Source organism: Pseudomonas sp. efr-133-TYG-5, assembly GCF_030209175.1.
GTDB lineage: Bacteria > Pseudomonadota > Gammaproteobacteria > Pseudomonadales > Pseudomonadaceae > Aquipseudomonas.
On record NZ_JARVSM010000001.1, the window covers coordinates 1,327,771 to 1,354,400 of the forward strand.

2 protein-coding genes (1 of these 2 running past the window's edge) are annotated in these 26,630 nt (G+C 65.3%); both read right to left on the bottom strand.

The genetic code is table 11. The features are described from left to right. Positions 1–15,063: a non-ribosomal peptide synthase/polyketide synthase gene (locus QRN70_RS06015; protein ID WP_285416333.1), complete on the bottom strand. Its 15,063-nt coding sequence runs from the start codon at positions 15,061–15,063 to the stop codon at positions 1–3. Further along, on the bottom strand, positions 15,063–26,630 hold the 3' portion of the coding sequence (locus tag QRN70_RS06020; protein WP_285416334.1) for a non-ribosomal peptide synthetase. 843 nt of this gene lie beyond the right edge of the window; only the last 11,568 of its 12,411 coding nucleotides appear in the window; the start codon falls outside the window, past its right edge — the gene reads right to left on this strand; the stop codon is at positions 15,063–15,065. Before QRN70_RS06020 ends, QRN70_RS06015 begins: the two co-directional genes overlap by 1 nt.

The window sequence follows — 26,630 nt, forward strand, 5'->3', positions numbered from 1 at the left end:
TCAGGACATGGCTACTGATTCAACGAACTCGCCGAGGATTTCTTCAGCCTCGGACAGGAAAGTTTCATCCCGCGGGATCTGGAAGTGCCCGCAATCGAGCCATTCGCCGCCCATGCCCGGCTGTGCGAGTTGCGCCGCCAGTTCGACCGCCTCCTCCTCTCGGCCCAGCGTCCACCAGCAGACCGGTTGCACCGTCAGCGGCGGACAGCGGTCGAGCTGCAACGACAACTGCTTGAGCCGGCGCGCCACGCTGAACACATGGGCCAGTTCATCGGCCCCCAGCGCGACATACGTCGACGCCCCGGACTCGGCGCCCATGGCAGCGTTGAACACTGCGCGCAGGTTGTGCACGGTTTCCTCGCCATCGATGGTCACGTGCGCGGCAGCGTCCGGCAGGGTGACCCGCAGGAAGTCGCGCAGATCGGCTCGCCAGTCATCCACGGCCCCGGCATTGATGGCCGCCGAGGCCACGAAGCTGTCGACCAGACCGACGAACTGCACCTGCTGCCCCGCCTGTTCCAGTTGCGCCGCCATCAGCATCGCCAGCGTACCGCCGAGCGACCAACCCAACAGGTAATACGGCCCCTGCGGTTGTTGCTCGCGGATTTGCGCCACGTAATCGCTGGCCATGCTGTGCAGCGACGTATCGCTGAAGTTCGGGTCGAGCAACATCCGCGACTGGATCGCCAGCACCTGGCGCTGACCGCTCAGGCGACGGGCCAATGGCTCGTAATCGAACACCGTGCCGAAACCGGCATGGATGCAGAACAACGCTGCCCGGCCCTTGACCTCGGCGTTCATCGCCAGCAGCCCGGAGGCTTTCTCGGCAGTGCCCTGAACGCTGGCCACCAGCTCGGCGATGCTCGGCTTCTGCATCAGGTCGCGCAGTTTCAGACTCAGGCCCTGGGCCTTGAGCACACGGCTGCGAGCGACCACTTGCAGGCTGAGAATCGAGTCGCCGCCCAGTTCGAAGAAGTTGTCGGTGAGGCCGACGCGTTCGATCTTCAGTACCTCCTGCCAGATCTTCGCCAGGGCTTTCTCCAGCTCGGTGCGTGGCGCCCGATAATCCTGACGCTGTTCGGCGTCCGGGTCCGGCAATGCCTTGCGGTCGAGTTTGCCGTTCGGCGTCAGCGGCATGCGCTCGAGCAGCATCAGGTGCGCAGGCACCATGTAGTCCGGCAGGCTGGCCTTGAGCTGTTCGCGCAGGCGTTCGCACAGACCTTCCACCGACGCTTCGGCACCGGCCAGCACATAGCCGAGCAGTTGTTTGCCACTGGCGCCCTCGCGAGCGACCACGGCTGCATCGCGCACGCCCGGTTGTTGCTTGAGGCGTGCTTCGACTTCCCCCAACTCGATACGGAAGCCACGGATCTTCACCTGATGGTCGATCCGGCCGAGGTAGTCGACCGTGCCATCGGCGCGCTGGCGCACCAGGTCGCCGGTGCGATACAGACGGCTGCCATCGGCGCTGAACGGGTTGGCCACGAAGCGCTCGGCGGTGCCAGCGGCGCGGCCCAGATAACCACGAGCCAGCGCGCCACCGAGGTACAACTCGCCGGCAATACCGACCGGCAGACGATTGAGATCGCTGTCGAGCACGTAACCGCTGCGCTCACCGACCACGCTGCCGATCGGCGCGTAGGCGGCGCCGCATTCATCCTCGGCACCGGCCTTCCAGATCAGCGGCGTGACCACGGTCTCGGTCGGGCCGTAGCCGTTGATGATGTAGCGCGGCTTGAGTGCACGCTTGGCCAGTTCGAAACTCGCCACCGGCACCGCATCGCCGCCGAAGCAGTAGATCCGCACCGGCGGTGGGTTGCCGTGTTGCTCGGCGTGTTCGGCCAGCTGTTGCAGGTACACCGGCGGGAACGCCGCCACGGTCACGCCGTGTTGATGCATGGCCTGGTAGGTCTGCTCGGCCGTCCACAGGCTGTCGTCACGGATCAAGAGGCGGGCGCCGTGGGTCAGGGTGGTCAGCCAGCGTTCATGGGCGCCGTCGAACGCGAACGACATGAAGTGCAATTCGCAATCGGCCTCGCTCATTTCATAACGCTGACCGATCGCCTCGCAGTGCATCGCCAGCGGCCCGTGAGCCACGCCGACGCCTTTCGGCAACCCGGTAGAACCGGAGGTGTAGATCACGTAGGCGAGGTTGCCCGGTGCTACCGAAACCGCCGGCGCAGTCTCCGGCTGGGCGCTCAGGTCCAGTTGATCCAGTTCCAGCACATGCAGGTTGTCCTGCGCCGGCATCACCTGACGCAGGCACGAATCGCTGAGCAGCAACGCGATGCCGGAATCGCGCATCAGATAACTCAAACGCTCGCGAGGATAGGTCGCGTCCAGCGGCACGTAGGCACCGCCAGCCTTGAGCACTGCCAGCAGCGCAACAATCATGTTTTCGCTGCGCGGCAACGCCACGCCGACCCGCACTTCCGGGCCGACGCCTTCGGCGATCAGCGCGTGGGCCAGACGATTGGCCCGGGTCTCGATCTGGCCGTAGCTGAACGCCTGATCATTGAAGATCACGGCGGTCTGCGCGCAGCGCTCCGCGGCCCACTCACCGATGCGCTGATGTACCGCCAGGGCTGGCGGTTGCCCGGCAACCAAAGTCGATTGCGCGACCTGCGCGGTCGGCAGGCCGATACGGCCCAACGGTTGCGCAGCGTCCTCGGTAAGCGCGGTCAGCAGCCCTTCCATATTGCTGCGAATGCCTTCCACGGTGGCCCGGTCGAAGTGCTCGCGCAGGAACATGTACTCGATCACCAAGCCGTCTTCGAGCGTGACCATCAGGTCCATCGGGAAGTTGGTGAGGCCGGCGCTGGCGCTCTCGCCGAATGTCAGCGAGTCATCGCGCCACTCGCGCAGCGCCTGATCGATCGGGTGGTTCTCGAACACGATGATGCTGTCGAACAGCGACTGCCCGGTCCGCCCGGCCCAGCGCTGCACGTCGGACAGCGGCGTGTATTCGCGCTCGCGCATTTCCAGGTTGAAATCCTGCAAGTCGCGCAGCCAGTGGCCGACCGCCTGCTCGGCGGGCACGTCCTTGATCACCGGCAAGGTGTTGATGAACAGACCGAGGATCGATTCCGATGCCGGCAGACTCGCCGGACGCCCCGCCACCGTGGCGCCGAACGCCACGCAGCGCTGGCCGCTGTAGCGGCTCAGCAGCATCAGCCATGCGCCCTGCACCAGCGTGTTGAGGGTGATCTGCTGGGACTGGGCGAAGGCTTTGAGCTGTTCGGTGCGGGTTTCGCCCAGACGGCTGTACAGCGCTTCGTGACCGCGACCTTCGCCGGTGCGGGCCACCGCGTCAGCGAGATAGGTCGGCTCGTCGAGCAGGCTCAGGTGTTCGCGCCAGAAACCTTCGCTGGCATTGCCATCCTGCTGCTGCAGCCAGTTGATGTAGCGGCGGTAAGGCACCGCCTCGGCGAGCGGCTGGCCGGAGTACTGGCTCAGCACTTCACCGATCAGCTGCGAACTGCTCCAACCGTCGATCAGGATGTGGTGATAGGTCCAGATCAACTGATAGCTGGCCTCGCCCACCTGCACCAGGGTCAGGCGTTGCAGCGGCGGACGGTCGAGGTCGAACCCCTTGGCCCGTTCGCTGGCGGCCAGTGCCTGCAAGGCTTCTTGCGAGTGATCCTGACCGCGCCAGTCGAGCAGGCTTACCGGCAGCTGCGGATCGGCGAGGACGAATTGCAGCGGCTCGGCCATGTCCTGCCAGAGGAAACCGGTGCGCAGAATGTCGTGACGACGGCTCACCGCTTCCCACGCAGCCTGGAAGCGCGCCGGCTGCAGGCCCTGCACAGGAATGCTCACCTGGTTGATGTAGAGGTCGGCTTCTGGCGAGTTCAGGCCGAGGAACAGCATGCCCTGCTGCATCGGCGACAAGCGGTACAAGCCGTCCAGTTGCCCTGCTGGCAGGGGCAGCTCGGCCATCTGCGCCTCGCTCAAACCGTGCAACGGCATGTCGACCAGCGCGGGCGCTGGTGCCTGAGTGCCCTCGGTCGCCTGGGTACGTACGGCCAGTTGCTGGATGGTCGGCTGCTGGAACAGGTCTTTCGGGCTCAGCTCGAGGCCTTGTTGACGGGCGCGACTGACCACCTGGATCGAGATGATCGAATCGCCGCCCAGGGCGAAGAAACTGTCGGTGGTGCTGATCCGCTCCAGACCCAGCACGTCTTGCCAGATGTCCACCAGCGTCTGTTCGACGGCATTGGCCGGCGCGACGTAGTGCTGCGCAGCCGCGAACTCCAGCGTCGGCAGACGCTTGCGGTCGAGCTTGCCGTTGGGGCTCAGCGGCATCTGCGCCAGCCACATCCGGTGCGCCGGCACCATGTAGTCCGGCAGGCTCGTGCCCAGCCAGGTCGACAGGCTGTCGTGCAATGCATTGCGCGCGGCATCGCCTGCGTCGACAGTCGCCGGATCGCTCGGCACCAGGTATGCCACCAGTTGCTGGCTGCCCAGCACATCACGGGCAACCACCACCGCTTCGCGCACGGCAGCGTGTTCCATCAGGCGCGCTTCGATTTCGCCCAGCTCGATGCGCAGACCGCGCAGTTTGACCTGATGGTCGATGCGCCCGACGTACTCGATCACGCCGTCAGCGCGATAGCGCGCCAGGTCGCCGGTGCGGTACATGCGCTCGCCGGCCGCGAACGGGTTGGCGACGAACCGCTCGGCGCTCAGCCCCGCACGCCGGTGATAACCGCGCGCCAGGCCGGTACCGCCGAGATACAACTCACCGGCCACACCCACTGGCAGCGGATTGAGGCCGCTGTCGAGAATGAAGGTCGACAGGTTGGCAATCGGCTGACCGATCGGCACGCCGTCGCGCCCTTCGTCGCGGCAGGTCCAGTGGGTCACGTCGATAGCGGCCTCGGTCGGGCCGTACAGGTTGAACAGACCGGCCTGCGGCAGTTTGGCGAACACCTGCACCTGGGCATCCACCGGCAGCGCTTCACCGCTGCAGACGATGCGCTTCAGACCGGCGCAGCTCGACACGTTGGCGTCCTGCAGGAAGGCTTGCAGCATCGACGGCACGAAGTGCAGCGTGGTGACGCGTTCGGCGTTGATCAGCGCGATCAGTTTCGCCGGATCGCGGTGATCGCCCGGTGCCGCGACCACCAGTCGGGCACCGGTCATCAGCGGCCAGAAGAACTCCCACACCGACACGTCGAAGCTGAACGGGGTTTTCTGCAGCACCGTGTCGCTGGCGTCCAGACCATAGGCCTGCTGCATCCACAGCAGGCGGTTGGTCAGGGCGCGATGGGCGTTGCCTGCGCCTTTCGGCATGCCGGTGGAGCCGGAGGTGTAGATCACGTAGGCCAGGTTGCTGGCGTCGTAGTCGACCTGCGGATTGTGCGTCGGCAACTCGGCGAAGTCCGCACCGGACGGCTGCAGGCACAGGGTCTGTACGCCGTCGGGAATCGGCAGACTGGCCAGCAGGTGCGGCTGGGTCAGCAACTGGTCGATGCCGCTGTCGGCGATCATGTAGCTCAGGCGATCGCGCGGGTATTCCGGGTCCAGCGGCACGTAGGCGCCGCCAGCCTTGAGGATCGCCAGCAGGCCGATGACCATTTCCAGGCTGCGCTCGACTGCGATACCGACCAGCACATCCGGGCCGACCCCACGGGCGATCAAGCCATGGGCCAACTGGTTGGCGCGGGCGTTGAGCTGCGCGTAGCTCAGGGTCTGGCCGGCGAACACCAGCGCTGGCGCATCCGGGGTGCGCAGGGCCTGGGCCTCGATCAGCGTGTGCACGCCCTGCTCCAGCGGATAGTCGATGCCGGTGGCGTTCCACTGCTCGACCAGCAAACGGCGCTCGGCGCTGTCGAGCAGATCCAGCGCGCCGAGCATGGCCTCGCCCGACTGCACCATTTGCTGCAGCAGGTTGTGCAGTTGCGCGCTCAACTGCACGATCACCGAATCGGTGAAGTGCCCGCGCTGGTAGCTGTAGTGCAGCGACAGTTCAGCGCTGACGTTCACCGCCAGGGTCAGCGGGTAGTTGGTCTGCTCGTGGTTGTTGACCTCGCCGAAGCGCAGCTCCTGCGGCGCCCCCTCTTCCAGGGCCTGGGACACCGGGTAGTTCTCGAACACCAGAATGTTGTCGAACAGCGCCTCACCGCTCTGCCCGGCCCAGCGCTGAATGTCGAACAGCGGCGTGTGTTCGTGCTCACGCAGGCCGATGTTCTGTGCCTGCACGCGCTGCAACCACTGGCCGACGCTGTATTCCGAACGCGGGCTGGCGATCACCGGCAAGGTGTTGATGAACAGGCCGATCTGCTGCTCGACGCCTTTGAGCTCGGTCGGACGACCGGCCACCGTGGCGCCGAACGCCACGCTTTCCTGACCGGTCAGGCGCTGCAACAGCAGCAGCCATGCGGCCTGGATCAACGTGTTGAGGGTGACCTTCTGCTGACGGGCGAACTCGCCCAGGCGTCGGGTCTGCTCGGCGTCGATGAACACGTAGCGTTCACCGTGACCGGCACGCGACTCGTCGCTGCGCTGGGGCTGAATCGCCTGGGCCAGACGGGTCGGTTCCTGCAGGTTGGCCAGCTGCGCGGTCCAGTAATGCTCACTGACCTTGGCGTCCTGGCGTTGCAGCCATTCGATGTAGTCGCGATAACGCCCGGCCAGCGCCGGCAGGGTTTGCCCGGCATAACGCTGGAGGACTTCGCCGAGCAACTGCGAGTTGCTCCAGCCATCCATCAGGATGTGGTGATTGGTGTAGATCAGATGGCAGCGTTGCTCGTCCAGACGTACCACGACCATGCGCAGCAGCGGCCCGTGGCTCAAGTCGAAACCTTGCGCCTGCTCGCTGGCCGCCAGCCGGTCCAGGGCTGCCGGATCGGCACCGCGTTCACGCCAGTCGAGCACGCTGAACGGCATTTCCAGCTGCTTGTGCACCACTTGCAGCGGACGCGCTAGCTGACCTTGCCAGACGAAACTGGTGCGCAGGATGTCGTGATTGTCCACCGCCGCTTGCCAGGCGTGCTGGAAGCGCTGCGGGTCGAGGCCTTCGACGTCCAGGCGAACCTGGTTGATGTAGTCGCCACTCGCCTGCTCGTACAGGCTGTGGAACAGCATGCCCTGCTGCATCGCCGACAGCGGATAGATGTCGGCAATCTGCGCGGCCGGCAGTGGCAGGCTGTCGAGTTGCGCCTGGGTCAGGCCGGCCAGCGGGAAGTCCGCCGGGGTCAGACCTTCAACGCCCGGCGTCAGGCAGTGAGCGATCAGCGCGGCGAGTTCATCGGCGTAGTCGCGGGTCAGCGCTTCAATCGTGGCGCTGTCGAAGCGTTCTTCGCTGAAGGTCCAGCCAACAGTCAATTCGCCGCCATACACCTGACCGTTGAGGGTCAGCCAGTTGCCCAGCGGCGCCTCCGGACTTTGCTCGAGACCGGCATTGTCCGGCGCCGGCGCGAACAGCGCGCCGTCATCGGCTTGGAAACTGCCGTCGAACTGGCCGAGGTAGTTGAAGGTGATGCGCGGGGTCGGCAATGCCTTCAGGCTGCTTTGCGCGTCGGCATCACCGAGGTGACGCAACGCCCCGAAACCGATGCCCTTGTTCGGGATCGAGCGCAGTTGTTCCTTGATCCGCTTGATCGAGTCGCCCACCTCTTCGGCCGGGGTCAGGCGCACCGGGAACAGGCTGGTGAACCAGCCCACGGTGCGGGTCAGGTCGATGTCGTCGAACAGCGCTTCGCGACCGTGACCTTCCAGTTGAATCAACGTCGACGGCTGCCCGCTCCAGCGCCCGATGACCCGGGCCAGTGCGGTCAGCAGCAGATCGTTGACCTGGGTGCGATAGGCCGCCGGGGCTTGCTGCAGCAGCTGCCGGGTCAGCTCCGCGCCGAGGCGGGTCTGCACGGTCTGCGCCAGACGGTTGTGCTGGCCGGCGTCGACACGCTTGCACGGCAGATCGCTGCTGACGTCGTTCAGGCAGGCCTGCCAGTACGCCAGTTCTTCCTGCAGTGCCGCGCCGTTGGCGTAGCGCTGCAAGTGTTCGCTCCAGTCCTTGAAGGCGCTGGTCTTGGCCGGCAGGCTCAGCGCCTGAGCGTTGCTGGCTTGCTGATACGCGGTCTGCAGGTCTTCCAGCAGAATCCGCCACGACACGCCGTCCACTGCCAGGTGATGGATCACCAGCAACAGGCGTTGCGTGCCGTCAGCCAGATTGGCCAGCACCGCACGCAGCAACGGACCGTTCTGCAGGTCGAGGCTGCGCTGGGCGCGGTTGCCCAAGGTTTCAAGATCGGCGATATCGGCAAGGTCTTCCTGCCAGAGCAAGTCTTGCGGCAAGGCGTCGACCGCCAAGTGCTCGGCCTGCCAGACGCCGCCCTGCTGGCTGAAACCCAGGCGCAAGGCATCGTGATGAATGACCAGTGCCCGCAACGCTTGCGCGAGCTTTTCGGCCGCCAGCGGCTGACGCGGCTTGAGCAGTACCGACTGGTTCCAGTGGTGACGCTCGGGGATCTCGTCCTCGAAGAATTGCTGCTGGATCGGCAGCAGCAACGCCGCGCCGGTGACCGGTTGCTGATCGATGCTCGACTCGCTGTCAGCGATCTGCGCGACCAGCGCCAGACGTTGCACGGTCTGGTGCTGGAACAGGTCTTTGGGATTCAGGCGGATGCCGGCCTGACGGGCGCGGCTGACCACCTGGATCGAAATGATCGAATCGCCGCCCAGCTCGAAGAAGTTGTCGTTGAGACCGACCTGCGGCAGCTTCAGCACGTCCTGCCAGATCTCGGCCAGACGCTGTTCCAGTTCGCTTTGCGGCGCCTGATAAGCCTGCTGCGCCTGGCTGGCATCCGGCGATGGCAAGGCACTGCGGTTGAGTTTGCCGTTGGCGGTCAATGGCAACTGTTCGAGCAACAACAGGTGCGCCGGGATCATGTGATCCGGCAGATGTTCCTTGAGCGCGGCCCGCACGCTGTCACGCCACTGGGTTTGCTCGGTTGAGTCGGCGGCGAGCAGGGCCGCATCGCTCGGCACCAGGTACGCCACCAGTTGCTGACCGCTGAGGCCCGGTTGCGCCAGCACCACGGCCTGGCGCACGGCGGCCTGTTCGAGCAACTGCGCTTCGATCTCGCCGAGTTCGATGCGGAAGCCGCGAATCTTCACCTGATGGTCGATCCGGCCGACGTATTCGATCACGCCGTCGGCACGATAGCGCGCCAGGTCACCGGTGCGGTACAGCCGCCCGCCATCGGCGGCAAACGGGTCGGGAATGAAGCGCAGCGCGGTCAGGTCCGCACGGTTCAGATAACCCCTGGCCAGGCCCGCGCGGCCGACGTACAGCTCGCCGATGCAGCCCTTGGCCACCGGGTTCAGGTCGCCGTCGAGCAAGTACCAGGACAAGTCCGGGATCGGCTCGCCGATCGGGCTGCTGGCATCGCGTTGCAGGTCGGCCAGGGAGATCGGCCGATAAGTGACATGCACCGTGGTTTCGGTGATGCCGTACATGTTGATCAGCTGCGGCGTCTGGTCGCCGAAACGCTCGAACCAGGGACGCAGGCTCTTGACCTCCAGCGCCTCACCGCCAAACACCACGTAACGCAGGGCCGTTTGCGCCGCCGCGTGTTGCGGAGCGCACGCCACCTGCATCAATTGCTTGAACGCCGACGGTGTCTGGTTGAGAACGGTGATCCCTTCACGGCACAGCAAGGCGTAGAAATCTTCCGGTGAACGGCTGGTTTCGTACGGCACGACCACCAGTTTGCCGCCGTACAGCAGCGCTCCGAAGATTTCCCAGACCGAGAAGTCGAACGCGTAGGAATGGAACAGGCTCCAGACGTCCTGCGGGCCGAAATCGAACCAGGCAGCAGTGGCGTTGAACAGGCGCAGCACGTTGTGATGCGCGAGCAAGGTGCCCTTCGGCTGACCGGTGGAACCGGAGGTGTAGATCACGTACGCCAGGTTGTCCGGGCTCATGGACACCTGCGGATTGCATTCGCTGTAGCCTTCGAGGCCGTCGCGCTCCTGATCGAGCATCACGCTGCGCACCGAGTCGGGCACCGGCAAACGGCCGAGCAGATGACTCTGGGTCAGCAGCAGAGCAATGCCGCTGTCGCCGATCATGTAGGCCAGACGATCTTGCGGATAGGTCGGATCAAGCGGCACATAGGCGCCGCCGGCCTTGAGAATCGCCAACAGACCGACGAGCATTTCCAGACTGCGCTCTACCGCCAGCCCGACGCGCACGTCCGGCCCGACACCGCTGGCAATCAGCTTGTGGGCCAACTGGTTGGCGCGGCTGTTGAGCTCAAAGTAGCTCAGGGTCTGTTCGCCATAGGTCACGGCCACCGCCTGCGGCGCACGCGCGGCCTGCGCTTCGATCAATTGATGCAGGCACGCCTCGCTCGGGAAATCGGCCACGGCCGGGTTCCATTGCAGCAGCGTGGCCTGACGTTCGGCGGCGTCGTGCAACGGCAGCTCGGCGATGCGCTGGGCGCAATCGGCGACGATGCCGTGCAGCAGATTGGTCCAGTGCTGCGCCAGACGCTCCATCGTGGCCGCATCGAACAGGTCGCTGGCGTAGGTCAGTTCGGCCCAGACGTGATCCGCCGACTCGAAGGTGTCGAGGGTCAGGTCGAACTGCGCGGTGTGCGACGCCCAGCTCAGGCCTGCGATCTCGATCTTCGCCAGACGTGTCGCGCCCTCGGCCCGACGGGCCTGGCTCTGGTGGTTGTGCAGCACCTGGAACAGCGGACTGTGGCTCAGGCTGCGTTCCGGTTGCAGCGCATCGACCAGTTGCTCGAACGGCAGGTCCTGGTGGGCCTGGGCGCCGAGCACGGTGTTTTTCACTTGCTGCAGCAGGCTGCGGAAAGTCTGCTGGCTGTCGAACTCGGCCTTCAGCACCTGGGTGTTGACGAAGAAGCCGATCAGGCCTTCGGTCTCGACCCGGTTGCGGTTGGCCACCGGCACGCCGACGCGAATGTCGGCCTGGCCGCTGTAGCGATGCAGCAGGGTCTGGAACGACGCCAGCAGCAGCGCGAACAGGGTGACGTTTTCCCGTTGCGCGACCTGCTTAAGGCCGGCGGCCAGTTCGGCGCTCAGCGGGATGTCCTGACGCGCGCCGCGGTAGCTTTGCACCGGGGGACGCGGACGATCGGTCGGCAGCTCCAGCAACGGCTGTTCGCCGTCGCCCAGTTGCGCGACCCAGTAGCTCAGTTGACGCTCGCGCTCACCGGCGTCCATCCACTGGCGCTGCCACACGGCGTAGTCGGCGTACTGCACCGGCAACGCCGGCAACGACGCGGTCGTGCCTTCGCTGTGCGCGGCATACAACGCCACCAGTTCATTGACCATGAGGGTCATCGACCAGCCATCGGACACGATGTGGTGCAAGGTGATGATCAGTGCGTGGTCATCGGCCGCCAGGCGCAGCAGCTTGACCCGCAGCAGCGGGCCTTTCTGCAAGTCGAACAAGTGCCGGGTTTCGGCAGCGACCAGGGCTTGCAGCGCGGCGTCGTCCAGCTCGCTGTCGATGCTTTCGACGGCGATCTCCAGCGACGCCTGAGCCTGGATCACTTGCAGCGTCTGGCCCTGCTCTTCGACAAAGCAGGTGCGAAGGGATTCGTGGCGGGCGATCAGTGCATCGAAGCTGCGCTGCAACGCCGGCAGGTCCAGTTCGCCACGTAGACGCAGCGCGGCCGGCACGTGGTAAGCGGTGCTGGTCGGCTCCAGCTGCCAGAGGAACCATTGACGTTCCTGCGCGTAGGACAGCGCCAGCGGTTGCAGACGCGGCAGCGCCACAATCGGCGGCTCCTGCTGCGGCTGCTCGACGCCGAGCGCGGCGACGAAATCCACCAGCGTGCTGTGTTCGAACAGGGTGCGCAGCGGCACCTGGACATTGAGTGCCTGACGCACTCGCGAAACGACTTGCGTCACCAGCAGCGAATGGCCGCCGAGCTCGAAGAAGTTGTCGCCCAGCCCCACCTGCTCCAGTTTCAGCACCGCTCGCCAGATTTCGGCGACGGTGTGCTGGGTGGCGGTCTGCGGCGCGATGTACGTCGATTGCAACTGGCTGGCGTCGGGCGCTGGCAAGGCCTTGCGGTCGACTTTGCCGTTGGGGGTCAGCGGCAGTTGCGCGAGGAACAACAGGTGCGCCGGCACCATGTATTCCGGCAGTTCAGCCTTGAGGCTGGCCTTCAATGCCGCGCGCAACGTGGCTTCGCCGTCGACATCCAGCACCTCGGCGAACGTCGGCACCACGTAGCCCACCAGTTGCGCCCCGGTCGGGCCGTCCTGGGCGACGACCACGGTTTCGCGCACGCTGTCGAGCGCCAGCAGGCGCGCTTCGATTTCGCCCAGCTCGATGCGAAAACCACGAATCTTCACCTGATGGTCGATCCGCCCGATGTATTCGATCACGCCCTCGGCGCGGTATCGGGTCAGGTCGCCGGTGCGATACAGACGCTCGCCGGTGGACGAGAACGGGTCCGGCACAAAGCGTTCGGCGGTCAGCGCAGGACGCTGGAAGTAACCCCGCGCCAGGCCATCGCCGCCGATCAGCAACTCGCCCGGCGCGCCGAGCGGATTGAGTTGCAGATCGCTGCCGAGGATGTACAGCGCAGTGTTGTCGATCGGTTTGCCGAGAAACGGACGGCTGTGGTCCACGCTCAGCGGATGCAGCGCCGACCAGATCGTGGTTTCGGTCGGGCCGTAGAGGTTCCAGACCTGCGGCGAGTGCGCCAGCATGCGTTGCGCCAGTTCCTGGGGCAGCGCTTCACCGCCACAGAGGAACGTGCGGCCGTCGAGAGTTGCAGCGTGTTCGTTGTCCAGCAACATGCGCCAGCTCGAAGGCGTGGCTTGCAGCATCGTCACACCGTGGCGGGCGATCAGTTCGAGCACCGCTTGCGGGTCCTGATGCACGTCCTTGCCGGTCAGCACCACGGCGGCGCCGGCCAGCAGCGGGCCGTAGATTTCCAGACCGAAAATATCGAACGAGAAGGTGGTCAGCGACAGCATGCGATCCGCCGCAGCGATGCCCGGTTGCTCGACCATGCTCGCGACAAAGTTGCTCAGGGCGGCATGGCGGACCATCACGCCTTTAGGCTTGCCGGTGGAGCCGGAGGTGTAGATCGTGTAGGCCAGATGCTCGCCGTTCACGGCCACCTCGGGCACGGTAGTCGGGTATGCCGCCAGCCAGTCCTGCGGCTGATCCAGCAGCAGCGTGGCGAGCCCCGCCGGGACTGGCAACAGCGCCTGCAGATGCGCTTGGGTCAGCAGCAGTTCGATGCCGCTGTCCTCGATCATGTAAGCCAGTCGATCCTGCGGATACGCCGGGTCCAGCGGCACGTAGGCGCCGCCGGCCTTGAGGATCGCCAGCAGGCCGACGATCATTTCCACACTGCGCTCGACCGCGATGCCGACCAGTCGATCCGGGCCGACGCCCAGCTCGATCAGCCTGTGCGCGAGCTGGTTGGCGCGGGCGTTCAACTGGGCGTAAGTCAGCTGGTCTTCGCCGACGATCAGCGCGGTGGCTTCAGGCGTTTGCTCGGCCTGCAAGGCGATGCGTTGCTGCACGCACGGTGCAGACGCACCGTGGTCGACCACGCGTTTCCAGTCCTGCAACAGCACTTGATGTTCGCGGGTTTCCAGCAGCGGCAGCTCGCCGACCCGCTGACCCGGCGCGGCGACGATGCCGTGCAGCAGGTTCAGCCAATGGCGCGCCAGACGCTCGATGGTTTGCGGCTTGAACAAGTCGGTGGCGTAGGTCAGTTCCGCCGCCACGCCTTCGCTGGATTCGTAGGTGCCGAGGGTCAGGTCGAACTGCGCGGTGCGGCCTTCCCAGACGATGTCTTCGACGCTCAGTTGTGGCAGTTGCACCTGGCGCTGATGCTGGGCCTGATCGTTGACTGCCTGATGGTTGTACATCACCTGGAACACCGGGCTGTGGCTCAGGCTGCGCTCCGGTTGCAGGGCTTCGATCAGTTGCTCGAACGGCAGATCCTGATGCGCCTGGGCGGCCATCGCCGCTTGCTTGACCTGCGCCAGCAATTGCTTGAACGGCAGTTGCCCGTGGACGTCCGCGCTCAGCACCTGGGTGTTGACGAAGAAACCGATCAGGCCTTCGGTTTCCACCCGATTGCGGTTGGCGGTCGGCACGCCGACGCGGATCTGCGACTGGCCGCTGTAGCGGTGCAGCAACGCCTGGAACGACGCCAGCAGGACCATGAACAGACTGGCGCCTTCGCGCTGCGCCAGTTGCTTGAGGGCATCGCCGAGCGCCGGCGGCAGGTTCAGGTCGAGGCGCGCGCCACGGAAGCTCTGCACCGCGGGGCGCGGATGATCGATCGGCAACTCCAGCACCGGCTGTTCGCCGCCGAGGGTGTCGATCCAGTATTTCAGCTGCCGCTCACGCTCGCCGGCCTCCAGCCAGTGGCGCTGCCAGATCGCGTAGTCGGCGTATTGCACCTGCAGCGGCGGCAGGCTCAGGGACTGGCCGCTGGTGTCGGCGGCGTAATGCTGGATCAGCTCGCCGACCAGCACCTGCATCGACCAGCCATCGGAGATGATGTGGTGCTGGATCAGCGCCAGCACATGATCGTCTTCGCCGACCTTGAGCAACGCCACCCGCAGCAACGGGCCCTGTTGCAGATTGAACGGGCGTGCGGTTTCGCGTTCGACGAAGGCCTTGATTGCCGCATCGGCGTCCAGACCGGGCGCCAGCGTCTCGACCGCAATGCTCAGCGGCATCTGCGGGTGAACCTGCTGGCAGAAGCTTTCACCCTGCTCGACGAACGTGGTACGCAGGCTTTCGTGACGGGCGACCACCGCGTTGAAACTGCGCTCCAGCGCCGCGACATCCAGCGTGCCCTTCAGACGCAAGGCACTGGGAATGTGGTACGCGGTGCTGTGCGGGTCCATCTGCCACAGGAACAACTGGCGTTCCTGGGCGTAGGACAGCGGGATCGCCTCGAAGCTTGAGCGAGTTTCCGGAATCGGCAGGTTGGCCGGCGAGACGCCCTCTTCGAGCATCTTTTCCAGGTAGAGCTTACGTTTGTCCAGCGGCAGAGTGATAAAGCGCTTGGCAATCCTCAAAGCAACACTCGTGTCCATCAGAACTCCTCCATATCGTCAAGCAGGGCTTCCAGCTTGTTCAGTTTCTGTTCGTTGATTGCCCCGCCTCCTGTATCGAGGTGAGCGACAAAGTCGCTCAGGACGGGGTGCTGGAATAGCAGTTGCGGCGTCAGCGTCAGGCCCAGTTCCAGGGCGATGCGCGACACGACATTGACTGCCAGCAGCGAGTGCCCGCCGAGTTCGAAGAAATGATCGTTGAGACCGATGCGTTCCACGCTGAGCACTTGCTGCCAGATTGCCGCGACCTGTTGCTCGAGCTCCGATTGCGGCGCGACATACGCGGCCTGCATCTGGCTGGCATCCACCGCCGGCAGCGCCTTGCGGTCGAGCTTGCCGTTGGGAGTCAGGGGCAACTGCTCAAGGAACAACAGGTGCGCGGGAATCATGTAGTCAGGTAACGAAGACTTGAGGCCAGTCTTTAGTCCGTCGCGCAGTTGGCGCTGCGCTTCACCGTCGTACACGTGCAGTTGCGGCGCGACCACATAGGCCACCAGTTGCGCGCCACCCTCGGCCTCGACGGCCAGCACGGCCGCCTCACTGATGCCCGGTTGCGCCAGCAGCCGCGCTTCGATTTCACCCAGTTCGATACGGAAACCACGGATTTTCACCTGATGGTCGATCCGCCCCATGTACTCAAGCTCACCGTCCTCGCGCTGACGAATCAGGTCGCCGGTGCGGTAGAGCCGCTCGCCGTTGCGGGCAAACGGGTTGGGCACGAACTTCTCGGCAGTCATCGCCGCCTTGCCCAGGTAACCGCGCGTGACGCCGGCACCGGACAGGTACAACTCGGCCGACACGCCGTGCGGCACCGCTTGCAGATCGGCATCGAGCAAGTGGCTGGCGGCGTGATCCAGTGCGTGGCCGATGCGCGCCTGGCCACCGGCGGTGCGGCGCGTCCAGGTCGAATAGGTGGTGTCTTCCGATGGACCGTAGAGGTCGTAGACATGCTCGATGTTCGGCTGCTGATAGAGCGCGTCCACCAGCCCTTGCTTGAGCGGTTCGCCCGCCAGGTTGATGATCCGCACACCGGGCGGAATCTGCCCGGCCCGGTGCAAGGCGTTGATCGCCGACGGCACGGTGTTGATCAGGCGCACCTGGTCCCGCGCCGGCAGTTGCGGCAGTTCCAGCGCGTTGCGGGCGATGATCAGCGAGCCGCCGTTGGCCAGGGTGACGAACAGCTCCCACACCGACAGGTCGAAGCACACCGAGGTCGAGGCCAGCACGCCTTGAATGTCTTCGCGACGGTAGACCTTCGCCGACCAGTCGATCAGCGCCATGACGTTGCGGTGGGCAATCGCCACGCCCTTCGGCTTGCCGGTGGAGCCGGAGGTGTAGATCACGTAGGCGAGGTTGTCCGGGGTCACTGCGGTTTGCGGTGCCTGAGTCGGGTAGCCGCCCAGCTCCACCTGATCCAGCAGCAACACCTGCGTGTCGGACGGCACGGTCAGTGTTGCCGCCAGCATCTGTTCGGTGAGCAACACGCGCGCGCGGCTGTCTTCGAGCATGTAGGCGACGCGATCGGCCGGGTAATCCGGGTCCAGCGGCACGTAGGCACCACCGGCCTTGAGCACCGCCAACAGGGCAACCAGCAACTGCTCGGAACGCGGCAAGGCCACGCCCACCCGCACTTCCGGGCCGACGTCGAGTTCGATCAGTTTGTGCGCCAGGCGGTTGGCCCGGGCGTCCAGTTCGGCGTAAGTCAGCGTCGCCTCGGCGAAGGTCACGGCCAGCGCATCCGGGGTGGCGGCAACCTGGCGGGCGATACCCTGGTGGATGCACAGATCGGTGGCGAACTCGGTGGCAACCGGCAGTGTGTCGATCAGACGCAATTGGCTGAGCGCACGCTCACCCGCCTCGGTCATCTGCTCTAGCAAACGCTGCAGGTGCGCCCCCAATTGCGCCACGCTGACATCGGCAAAACGGTCTCGCTGGTAGCTGAAGTGCACCGACAGCTCGGCGCCCAGATGCACCAGCAGGGTCAACGGATAGTTGGTCTGTTCGTGGTTCTCCACCGCACCGAATCGCAGGCCTGGTGGCGCGCCTTGCTCCAGCGCTTCGGCGATCGGGTAGTTCTCGAACACCATCAGGCTGTCGAACAGTGCGTCACCGCCCTGCCCGGCCCAGCGCTGGATCTGTGCCAGCGGCGTGTGTTCGAACTCGCGCAGCGCCAGGTTCTGCGCCTGCACGTCTTGCAGCCAGCTGGCCAGGCTCTGCTGCGCTTGTGGCGCGGCAATCACCGGCAGGGTGTTGATGAACAGACCGACCTGCTGCTCGGCCCCCGGCAGATCCGCCGGACGCCCGGCGACGGTGGCGCCGAACGCCACGCAGTCCTTGCCGGTGTAGCGCTGCAAGAGCAGCAGCCACGCGGCTTGTACCAGGGTGTTGACGGTGACTTTCGAGGCCCGGGCGAACTCGCCCAGACGCTGGGTCAGACCGGCATCGAGCACCTGGAAATGATCGCCATAACCGACGCTCGGCAGACCCGCATCGGGGCGCACGATGGCATCGGCCAGACGCGTCGGCTCCTGCAGGTTGCCCAGCGCCGCCAGCCAGTAGGCTTCGGCGATCGCCGCGTCCTGACGTTGCAGCCAGGCGATGTAATCGCGGTAGCGCCCGGTCGGACGCGGCAGCGCTTGGCCGCTGTAATGCTGCAACACTTCGCCAAGCAACTGCGCGCTGCTCCAGCCGTCCATCAGGATGTGATGGTTGGTGTAGATCAGGTGATGGCGTTCGGCGGCCGTGCGCACCAGCACCAGACGCAGCAACGGTGCGCGGGTCAGGTCCAGGCCTTGCGCGCGTTCTTCGTCGGCAAGTTTTTTCAGCGCGGCATCGAAGTCGGCCTGGCCCTGCCAGTCGAGCACGCGGAACGGCACGTCGAGCCGACGCTGCACCACTTGCACCGGCTGCTCCAGATCGCCCTGCCAGGCGAAGCCGGTGCGCAGGATGTCATGGGCATCCACCACCGCTTGCCACGCGGCGCGGAAACGCTGCGGGTCGACGCCCTCGATGTCCAGACGCATCTGGTTGATGTAGTCGCCGTTGCCGTGTTCGAGCAAAGTGTGGAACAGCATGCCCTGCTGCATCGGCGACAGCGGGTAGATGTCGTCGATGCTCTGCGGTTGCGGCGCCAGCACATCGAGCTGGGCCTGGGTCAGGGTCGCCAGCGGGAAGTCCGACGGGGTCACGCCACGGTTGCCACTGTCGCAGCAATGGCCGATCAGCGCGGTCAGTTCCTGCAGGTAATCGTCGGCCAGGCGCTGGATGGTCGCGGGTTCGAACATCTCGCGGCTGAAGGTCCAGCTCAGGTCCAGTTCGCCGTTGAACACCTTGCCATCGAGGGCCAGCGGGCTGCCCAGCGGACCTTGCAGGTTGACTTCTGCGCCGCCGGATTCGCTGGTCGGCACGAACAGCGCTTGCTCGCCGGCAGCGAAACTGCCGTCGAACTGGCCCAGGTAGTTGAAGGTCAGGCGCGGCGTCGGCAGCGCTTGCAGGGTGGCCCGGGCGTGGTCGTCGCCCAGATGCGCGAGGGCACCGAAACCGATGCCTTTGTTCGGGATCGCCCGCAGCTGTTCCTTGATCTGTTTCAGCGAGGTGCCGAGGTCGGCGCTCGGGGTCAGTTTTGCCGGGAACAGGCTGGTGAACCAGCCCACGGTGCGGGTCAGGTCGACGTGATCGAACAGGTCTTCACGACCGTGCCCTTCCAGTTGCACCAGCACATTGTCGTCTCCCGTCCAGCGCACCATCACCCGCGCCAGCGCGGTCAGCAGCAGGTCGTTGACCTGGGTGCGATAGGCCGCCGGGGCCTCCTGCAACAGTTGGCGGGTCAGGATCTTGTCCAGCGGCGTGCGAATCGCCAGTGCCTGGCAATGTTGCTGGCCGCCGTGCGGGTTGTCGTACGGCAACGCGTTCGATGCGCCGTGCAGTTGTTGCTGCCAGAAAGCCAGCTCGGCTTGCAGCGGCGCACTGCCGGCGTAGTCCTGCAACGCTTCGGTCCAGGCCTTCACAGCGCTGGTCTTGGCCGGTAGTTGCACGGCTGCCCCCGCCTGGATCTGCCGGTAAGCGCTTTGCAGGTCTTCGAACAGAATTCGCCACGACACGCCATCCACCACTAGGTGATGAACCACCAGCAACAGGCGCTGGCTGCCATCGGCGAGGTTTGCCAGCACCGCGCGGATCAGCGAACCGCCGCTCAGTTGCAGACTGCGCTGGGCCTGGTTGCCGAGTGCTTCGAGCGCCGCCAGATCGGGCACCTCGACGTGCCACAGCACGGTTTCGCCGGCCTGGGTTTCGACGTCGCGGTACTGCGCCGTCCAACCCTGCCCTTGTTCGGCAAAATCCAGGCGCAGGCTGTCGTGATGCACCACCAGCGCATCCAGGGCTTGCTCGAGAACCACAGCGTCCAACGCCTGAGTGGTCTTGAGCATCACCGACTGGTTCCAGTGATGACGGTCGGGAATCGGCTGGGCGAAGAACCACTGATGAATCGGCAGCAGCGCGGTGGCGCCGGTCACCGCTTGCTGATCGATCTGCTGCAGCGGCGCGCCGCTCTGTACCACATTGGCCAGGGCCTGGATCGTCTGGTGCTGGAACAGGTCTTTCGGGGTGAAGCGCAACCCGGCCTGACGGGCACGGCTGACCACCTGGATCGAGATGATCGAATCACCGCCCAGCTCGAAGAAGTTGTCGGTCAGGCCGACGCGCTGCAGCTTCAGCACGTCCTGCCAGATCGTTGCCAGTTGCTGCTCCAGTGCGCTTTGCGGCGCCACGTAAGACTGCTGCAATTGGCTGACATCAGGCTTGGGCAGGTTCTTGCGATCGAGCTTGCCGTTCGGCGTCAGCGGCATGCGCTCGAGGGTCAGCACGTAGGCCGGCACCATGTGCGCCGGTAAAGTGGCCTTGAGTTGCGCCCGCAGTTGCTCGGCGAAATCGGCCTGTTGCGCGTCGCCGACCACGTACGCCACCAGGCGTTTGCTGCCGGCGCTTTCCTGGGCCACGACCACCGCTTCACGCACGCCGTCAAGGGCTTGCAGACTGGCTTCGATCTCGCCCAGTTCGATGCGGAACCCGCGGATCTTCACCTGGTTGTCGATACGTTCCAGGTAATCGAAGGTGCCGTCGGCGCGCTGGCGCACCAGGTCACCAGTGCGGTACAGCACGCCACCGGTTGCGCTGAACGGGTCCGCGACAAAACGCTCGGCGGTCAGCGCCGGACGATTCAGGTAACCACGGGCCACGCCGCTGCCTCCCAGGTACAGCTCGCCGGCCATGCCTTGCGGCAGCAGGTTCAGATCGGCGTCGAGCACGTAGGCGCTGCGGTCGCCGATGCGGCTGCCGATCGGCGCATACGCAGCGCCGCACGGCACCTCGCGACCGGCCTTCCAGATCAGCGGCGTGACCACGGTTTCGGTCGGGCCGTAGCCGTTGATGATGTACTCCGGATTCAGCGCACGCTTGACCCGTTCGAAACTCGCATTCGGCACCGCATCGCCGCCGAAGCAGTAGATGCGCACCGGCGGCGGATTGCCCACGCGTTCGGCGTGTTCGGCCAGTTGTTGCAGGTACACCGGCGGAAACGCGACCACGGTCACGCCGTGCTCGATCATCGCGTTGTAGGTCTGCTCCGGCGTCCACAGGCTGTCGTCGCGGATCAGCAACGAGCCGCCGTGGGTCAGACTGGTCAGCCAGCGCTCATGGGCACCGTCGAAGGCGAACGACATGAAGTGGAATTCGCAATCGCTGGCGCGCATTTCATAGCGCTCGCCAATGGCCAGGCAGTGCATCGCCAGCGGCCCGTGGGTGACGCTGACGCCTTTCGGATTGCCGGTGGAACCGGAGGTGTAGATCACATAGGCCAGGTTGTCCGGGTCCAGCGTTACCAGCGGCGCCTGCGCCGAATGGCCGCTGAGGTCGAGGCGATCCAGCTCCAGCACGCTCATGGCGTCGTCGATCGGCAGCTGCGCCGAGACCCGGGAATCGGTCAGCAGCAGCGCCAGCCCAGCATCCTGCATCAGGTACGCCAGACGCTCGCGCGGGTAGCTGGTGTCGAGCGGCACATAGGCGCCGCCGGCCTTGAGCACCGCCAGCAAGGCAACGATCAGCCCTTCACCGCGCGGCATTGCCACGCCGACGCGCACTTCAGCACGCACGCCACGGGCCACCAGCTCATGGGCCAGTCGGTTGGCGCGGGCATCGAGTTCACCGTAGCTGTAATGCTTGCCATTGAAGATGACTGCCGTGCGATCCGGCTGCTGCGCCGCCAATCGGGCGTAGCGCTGGTGCACCGGGATATCGCTCGGGTACGCCTGCGGATGGTTCTGCGCCTGTTGCCGCGCCTGTTCGTCGGCCGTGGCCAGGGCGATTTCACCGAGACGACGCTCGGCGGAGTCGGCGAACTGCTCCAGCACGTGCAGCAACTGTGCGCTCAGGCGCTCGACCGTGGCGACGCTGAAATGCGCCTGATCGAAGCTCATGTGCAGCGCCAGGGTTTCGCCCAGCGTCACGCCGAGGGTCAGCGGATAGTGAGTCTGATCCTGGTTGGCGACTGCGCCGAACACCACGCCCTGGGCGGTGCCGTGTTGCAGCGCTTCGGAAATCGGGAAATTTTCGAACACCAGCAGCGTGTCGAACAGCGACTCGCCGCCCTGTCCGGCCCAGCGCTGGATGCTCGCCAGCGGCGTGTGTTCGAACTCGCGCAGCGCCAGGTTCTGCGCCTGTACCGCCGCCAGCCATGCGGCCACGGTCTGATCCGGACGACTGCCGGCGATCACCGGCAAGGTGTTGATGAACAGACCGACCTGCTGCTCGATCCCCACCAGTTCGGCCGGCCGCCCGGCCACGGTGGTGCCGAACGCCACGCAGGCGCTGCCGGTATAGCGCTGCAACAGCAGCAGCCACGCGGCTTGCACCAGGGTGTTGACGGTGACTTTCTGCTCCCGGGCAAACGCGTGCAAACGCCGGGTGCGCGAGGCCTCGAGATCGTAATGCCTGAGCAGGTGCCCGCCTTCGCTGCGCACTTCGCCAGCGCCGGCCGCGGCTTGCGCCAGCACCGTCGGCTCGTGGAAATCCGCCAGTTGTTGCAGCCAGAACGCTTCGCTGAGCGCCACGTCCTGACGTTGCAGCCACTGGATGTAATCCGAGTAACGGCTGAGCGGACGCGGTGGTTGCTGGCCGGCATAGCGTTGCAGGACTTCGCCGAGCATCTGCGCACTGCTCCAGCCGTCCATCAGGATGTGGTGGTTGGTGAAGATCAGGTGATGACGCGTGTCGCTGACGCGGATCAGGGTCACCCGCAGCAGCCCGGCCTGGCTCAGGTCGAAACCTTCAGCCAGGTCGGCGGCGGTGAAATCCTTGAGGGCCTGGGCGATGTCGCTGCGCTCGCGCCAGTCGAGCAGCGTGTACGGCAACGCCAGTTGGCGATGGATGATCTGCAGTTGTTCCTGCAGTTCGCCCTGCCAGATGAAGCCGCTGCGCAGGATGTCGTGGGCGTCCATGGTCGCTTGCCACGCCGCGCGGAAACGCTCGGGATCGAGGCCGTCGACATCGACGCACAACTGGTTGATGTAAGTGCCGCTGCCCTGCTCGTACAAGGTGTGGAACAGCATGCCCTGCTGCATCGGCGACAACGGATAGAGGTCTTCGATGTTGGCGGCCGGCACCGCGATTGCGTCCAGTTGCGCCTGATCGATGTGCGCCAGCGGGAAGTCCGACGGCGTCACGCCCATCGCATCCGCATCGCAGCAATGGCGGATCAACGCTTGCAGTTCACGCTCGTAATCCTCGGCGAGGCGGGCGATGGTCGCCTCGTTGAATTGCTCGCGGCTGAAGGTCCAGCGCAGGTCGAGTTCGCCGTCGTAGACCTGGCCTTCGACGCCCAGCCAGTTGTCCAGCGGCGCATCGAGGCTTTGCTCCAGCCCAGCGCTGTCACCGGCCGGGCTGAACAGCGCACCGTCCTCGGCATCGAAGCTGCCATCGAACTGGCCGAGGTAGTTGAAGGTGATGCGCGGCAGCGCCAGCGCCTTGAGGCTGGCCTGGGTGGCTGCGTCACCGAGATGGCGCAGTACACCGAAACCGATGCCCTTGTGCGGAATGGCGCGCAGTTGTTCCTTGATCTGTTTAATCGCCGCCGCGACAGAATCCGCCGGGGTCAGGCGCACCGGGAACAGGCTGGTGAACCAGCCGACGGTGCGGGTCAGGTCAACGTCGTCGAACAGGTCTTCGCGGCCATGGCCTTCCAGCTGAATCAGGGTGTCGGCGTAGCCGGTCCAGCGGCTGATGACTCGCGCCAGTGCGGTGAGCAACAGGTCGTTGACCTGCGTGCGATAAGCGGCCGGGGCTTGTTGCAGCAATTGCTGGGTAAAGGTTTTGTCGAGGCGGCTGTGCAGCACCAAGGCGTGACGACTTTGCAGACTGCCTTGCGGGTTGTCGCAGGGCAGATCGAGTGCCGCGCCGTCGAGTTGCTGCTTCCAGAATCCCAGCTCGGCGTGCAACGCTTCGGTCGCGGCATAGGCCTGCAGATGCTCGCCCCAGGCCTTGTAGGCGCTGGTTTTCGCTGGCAGCTTGATCGCGGTTTTTTGCGCGGCCTGTTGATAAGCCCGTTGCAGGTCTTCCAGCAGGATCCGCCAGGAAACACCGTCCACCACCAGGTGATGCACCGCCAGCAGCAGACGCTGGCTGCCATCGGCGACGTTCGCCAGCACCGCGCGCAGCAGCGGGCCGTTTTCCAGATTCAGGCTTTGCTGGGCCTTGGCGTACAACGCTTGCAGTTCGCTGTCGGCCAGCGTGTCGGCGGTCCACAACAGTTCCGGCTCGTGCGCAATTGGCGCCACTTCGGCCCGCCAGCCTTCAGTGCTTTCAACGAAGCGCGAACGCAGGCCGTCGTGGTGCGCGAGCAATGCATTCAGCGCCTGAAGCAGCGCCTCGGCGTTCAGGGTTTGATGACTGCGCAGCAGCACCGCCTGGTTCCAGTGGTGACGCTGGGGAATCGAGTCTTCGAAGAATACTTGCTGGATCGGCAACAACGGCAGTTCGCCGCTCACCGGGCCCTGATCGATGCTCACGCCAGCGCTGCCCTGCTGCGCCACACTGGCCAGGCCTTGCACGGTCTGGTGCTGGAACAGGTCGCGGGGGCTGAAATGAATGCCGGCCTGACGCGAGCGGCTGACCACCTGAATCGAGATGATCGAGTCGCCGCCCAGCTCGAAGAAGTTATCGGTGAGGCCGACCTGTTCGAGCTTGAGCACGTCCTGCCAGATGCCGGCAATCTTCTGTTCCAGCTCGCTGCGCGGCGCAACGAACGCCTGCTGCATCTGGCTGGCGTCCGGCGCCGGCAAGGCCTTGCGGTCCAGTTTGCCGTTCGGGCTCAGGGGCAGTTCGGCGAGGAACAGCAGCTGCGTCGGCAGCATGTAGTCCGGCAGGCTGTCCTTGAGCTGCGCCTTGATCGCTTCCCGCGCCGCGACTTGTTCATCGGGGTTCGCTGCAACCACCGATGCCTGCTTCGGCACCACGTAGGCCACCAGTTGCAGGCTGCTGCCGCCCTGCACGGCGAGCACCACGGCTGCGCTGACGTCGTTCAGTTCCAGCAGGCGTGCTTCGACTTCACCCAGCTCGATACGGAAACCGCGGATCTTCACTTGATGGTCAACGCGACCGACGTATTCGATCTGGCCGCGGGCGTTGTAGCGCACCAGGTCGCCGGTGCGGTACAGACGCGCGCCGCTGGTGGAAAACGGATCGGGAATGAAGCGCTCGGCGGTCAGATCGGCACGCTGGAAGTAACCGCGCGCCAGCAGCTCGCCGCCGATCAGCAACTCACCGACCACACCGACCGGGGTCGGTTGGCCATCGGCATCCAGCAGATAGGTGTGACGGCCCGGCAGCGGTTGACCGATCGGCATCGTCAGCGGCAACGGCTGGCGCCCGGACACGTAGTCGCTGCAATCGAGGGTGGTCGCAGTGACCGTGGCTTCGGTCGGGCCGTAGGTGTTGAGCAATCTGACGTGTTCGAGCCCGGCCTGCCGCCAGGCCTGCACGCCTTCCGGCGGCATCGCCTCACCGCCACTGTGCACCTGACGCAGCGCCGCGTAGTCACGCGGGCCGGCAGCGGCGAATTCCTTGGCGATCATGTTCCAGTAGGCGGTGGTCAGGTCCATGACCGTGATGCCGAGTTCGACAATGTTCCGGTACAGGGTTTCGCTGTCCCACACCTCATTGCCGCGCAACACCACCGAGGCGCCGCAGGTCAGCGGGCCGAACAGCTGCTCGCCGAAGGCATCGAAGTTGAAGGTCGCGAATTGCAGCGCGCAATCAGCCGCGCTCAAGCCGTAGTAACGCTGCGAGGCGAACGCGTGCTTGCTCAACGCACCGTGGCTGATGCCGACGCCTTTCGGGCGCCCGGTGGAGCCGGAGGTGAACATCACGTAGGCGAGGTTGTCGGCCCACACGGCAAGTTGCGGGTTGCTTTCATCGGCGTCGGACCAGGCTTCGGCCTGATCCAGGCACAGGCTCCGGACGTTCTGCGGCACCGGCAGATGCGCGAGCAGATGGCTTTGGCTCAGCAACAAACGGCTGCCGCTGTCTTCGATCATGCCCAGCAGGCGATCACGCGGGTATTGCGGATCCAGCGGCACGTAAGCGCCACCGGCCTTGAGCACGGCGAGGATGGCGACGATCAGCTCCAGGCCGCGATCCACCGCCACGCCCACCAGCACCTCCGGGCCGACGCCTTGCGCCAGCAGCGTGCGCGCCAGGCGATTGGCCCGGGCGTTGAGCTGGGCGTAAGTCAGGCGCTGGCCATCGAAAATCAGTGCAACGGCATCCGGCGTCAGCGCAGCCTGGGCTTCGAACAGTTGATGCACCGGGCGCTCGCTCGGCCACTGGCTGTCGTGGCGGCCCCAGTCGTGAGTCAGCTGTTCCAGCTCGGTCGTTTCCAGCAACGCGATGTCACCGACGCGCTGCTGCGGATTGCTGACCAGGCTGCGCAGCAGGTGTGTCCAGTGCCGCGCCATGCGTTCGATGGTTGCGGGCTCGAACAGATCCGTGGCGTAGGTGAACGCCGCGTGCAGTTGCCCGCCCTTCTCGTAGGTGTCCAGGCTCAGGTCGAACTGGGTGCTGCGGCTTTGCCACTCGATGACGCCCAGCTCCAGACCGCTGCCGACCTTGAGCGTGGTGACATCGGCGACTTCCGGCTGGTGGTTGTACATCACCTGGAACAGCGGGTTGTAGCTCAGGCTGCGCTCCAGTTTCAGCGCCTCGACCAGACGTTCGAACGGCAAATCCTGATGGGCCTGGGCGCCGAGGGCAGTTTCCTTGAGATCACGCAGCAGCTCGGCGATGGCGGTCTGCCCGTTCAGTTCGACGCGCAGTACCTGGGTGTTGACGAAGAAACCGATCAGCCCTTCGATTTCCCGGCGGTTACGGTTGGCGATCGGCACGCCGACGCGCAGGTCGGTCTGGCCGGTGTAACGGTGCAGCAGAATATTGAAGGTGGCGAGCAACAGCATGAACAGCGTCACCTCGTGCTGACGGGCGATGTCGCGCAATTGCTCGAC

Excerpts from the sequence above, each read along its gene's own strand:
- QRN70_RS06015 (WP_285416333.1), bottom strand. The coding sequence starts at position 15,063 with ATGGACACGAGTGTTGCTTTGAGGATTGCCAAGCGCTTTATCACTCTG.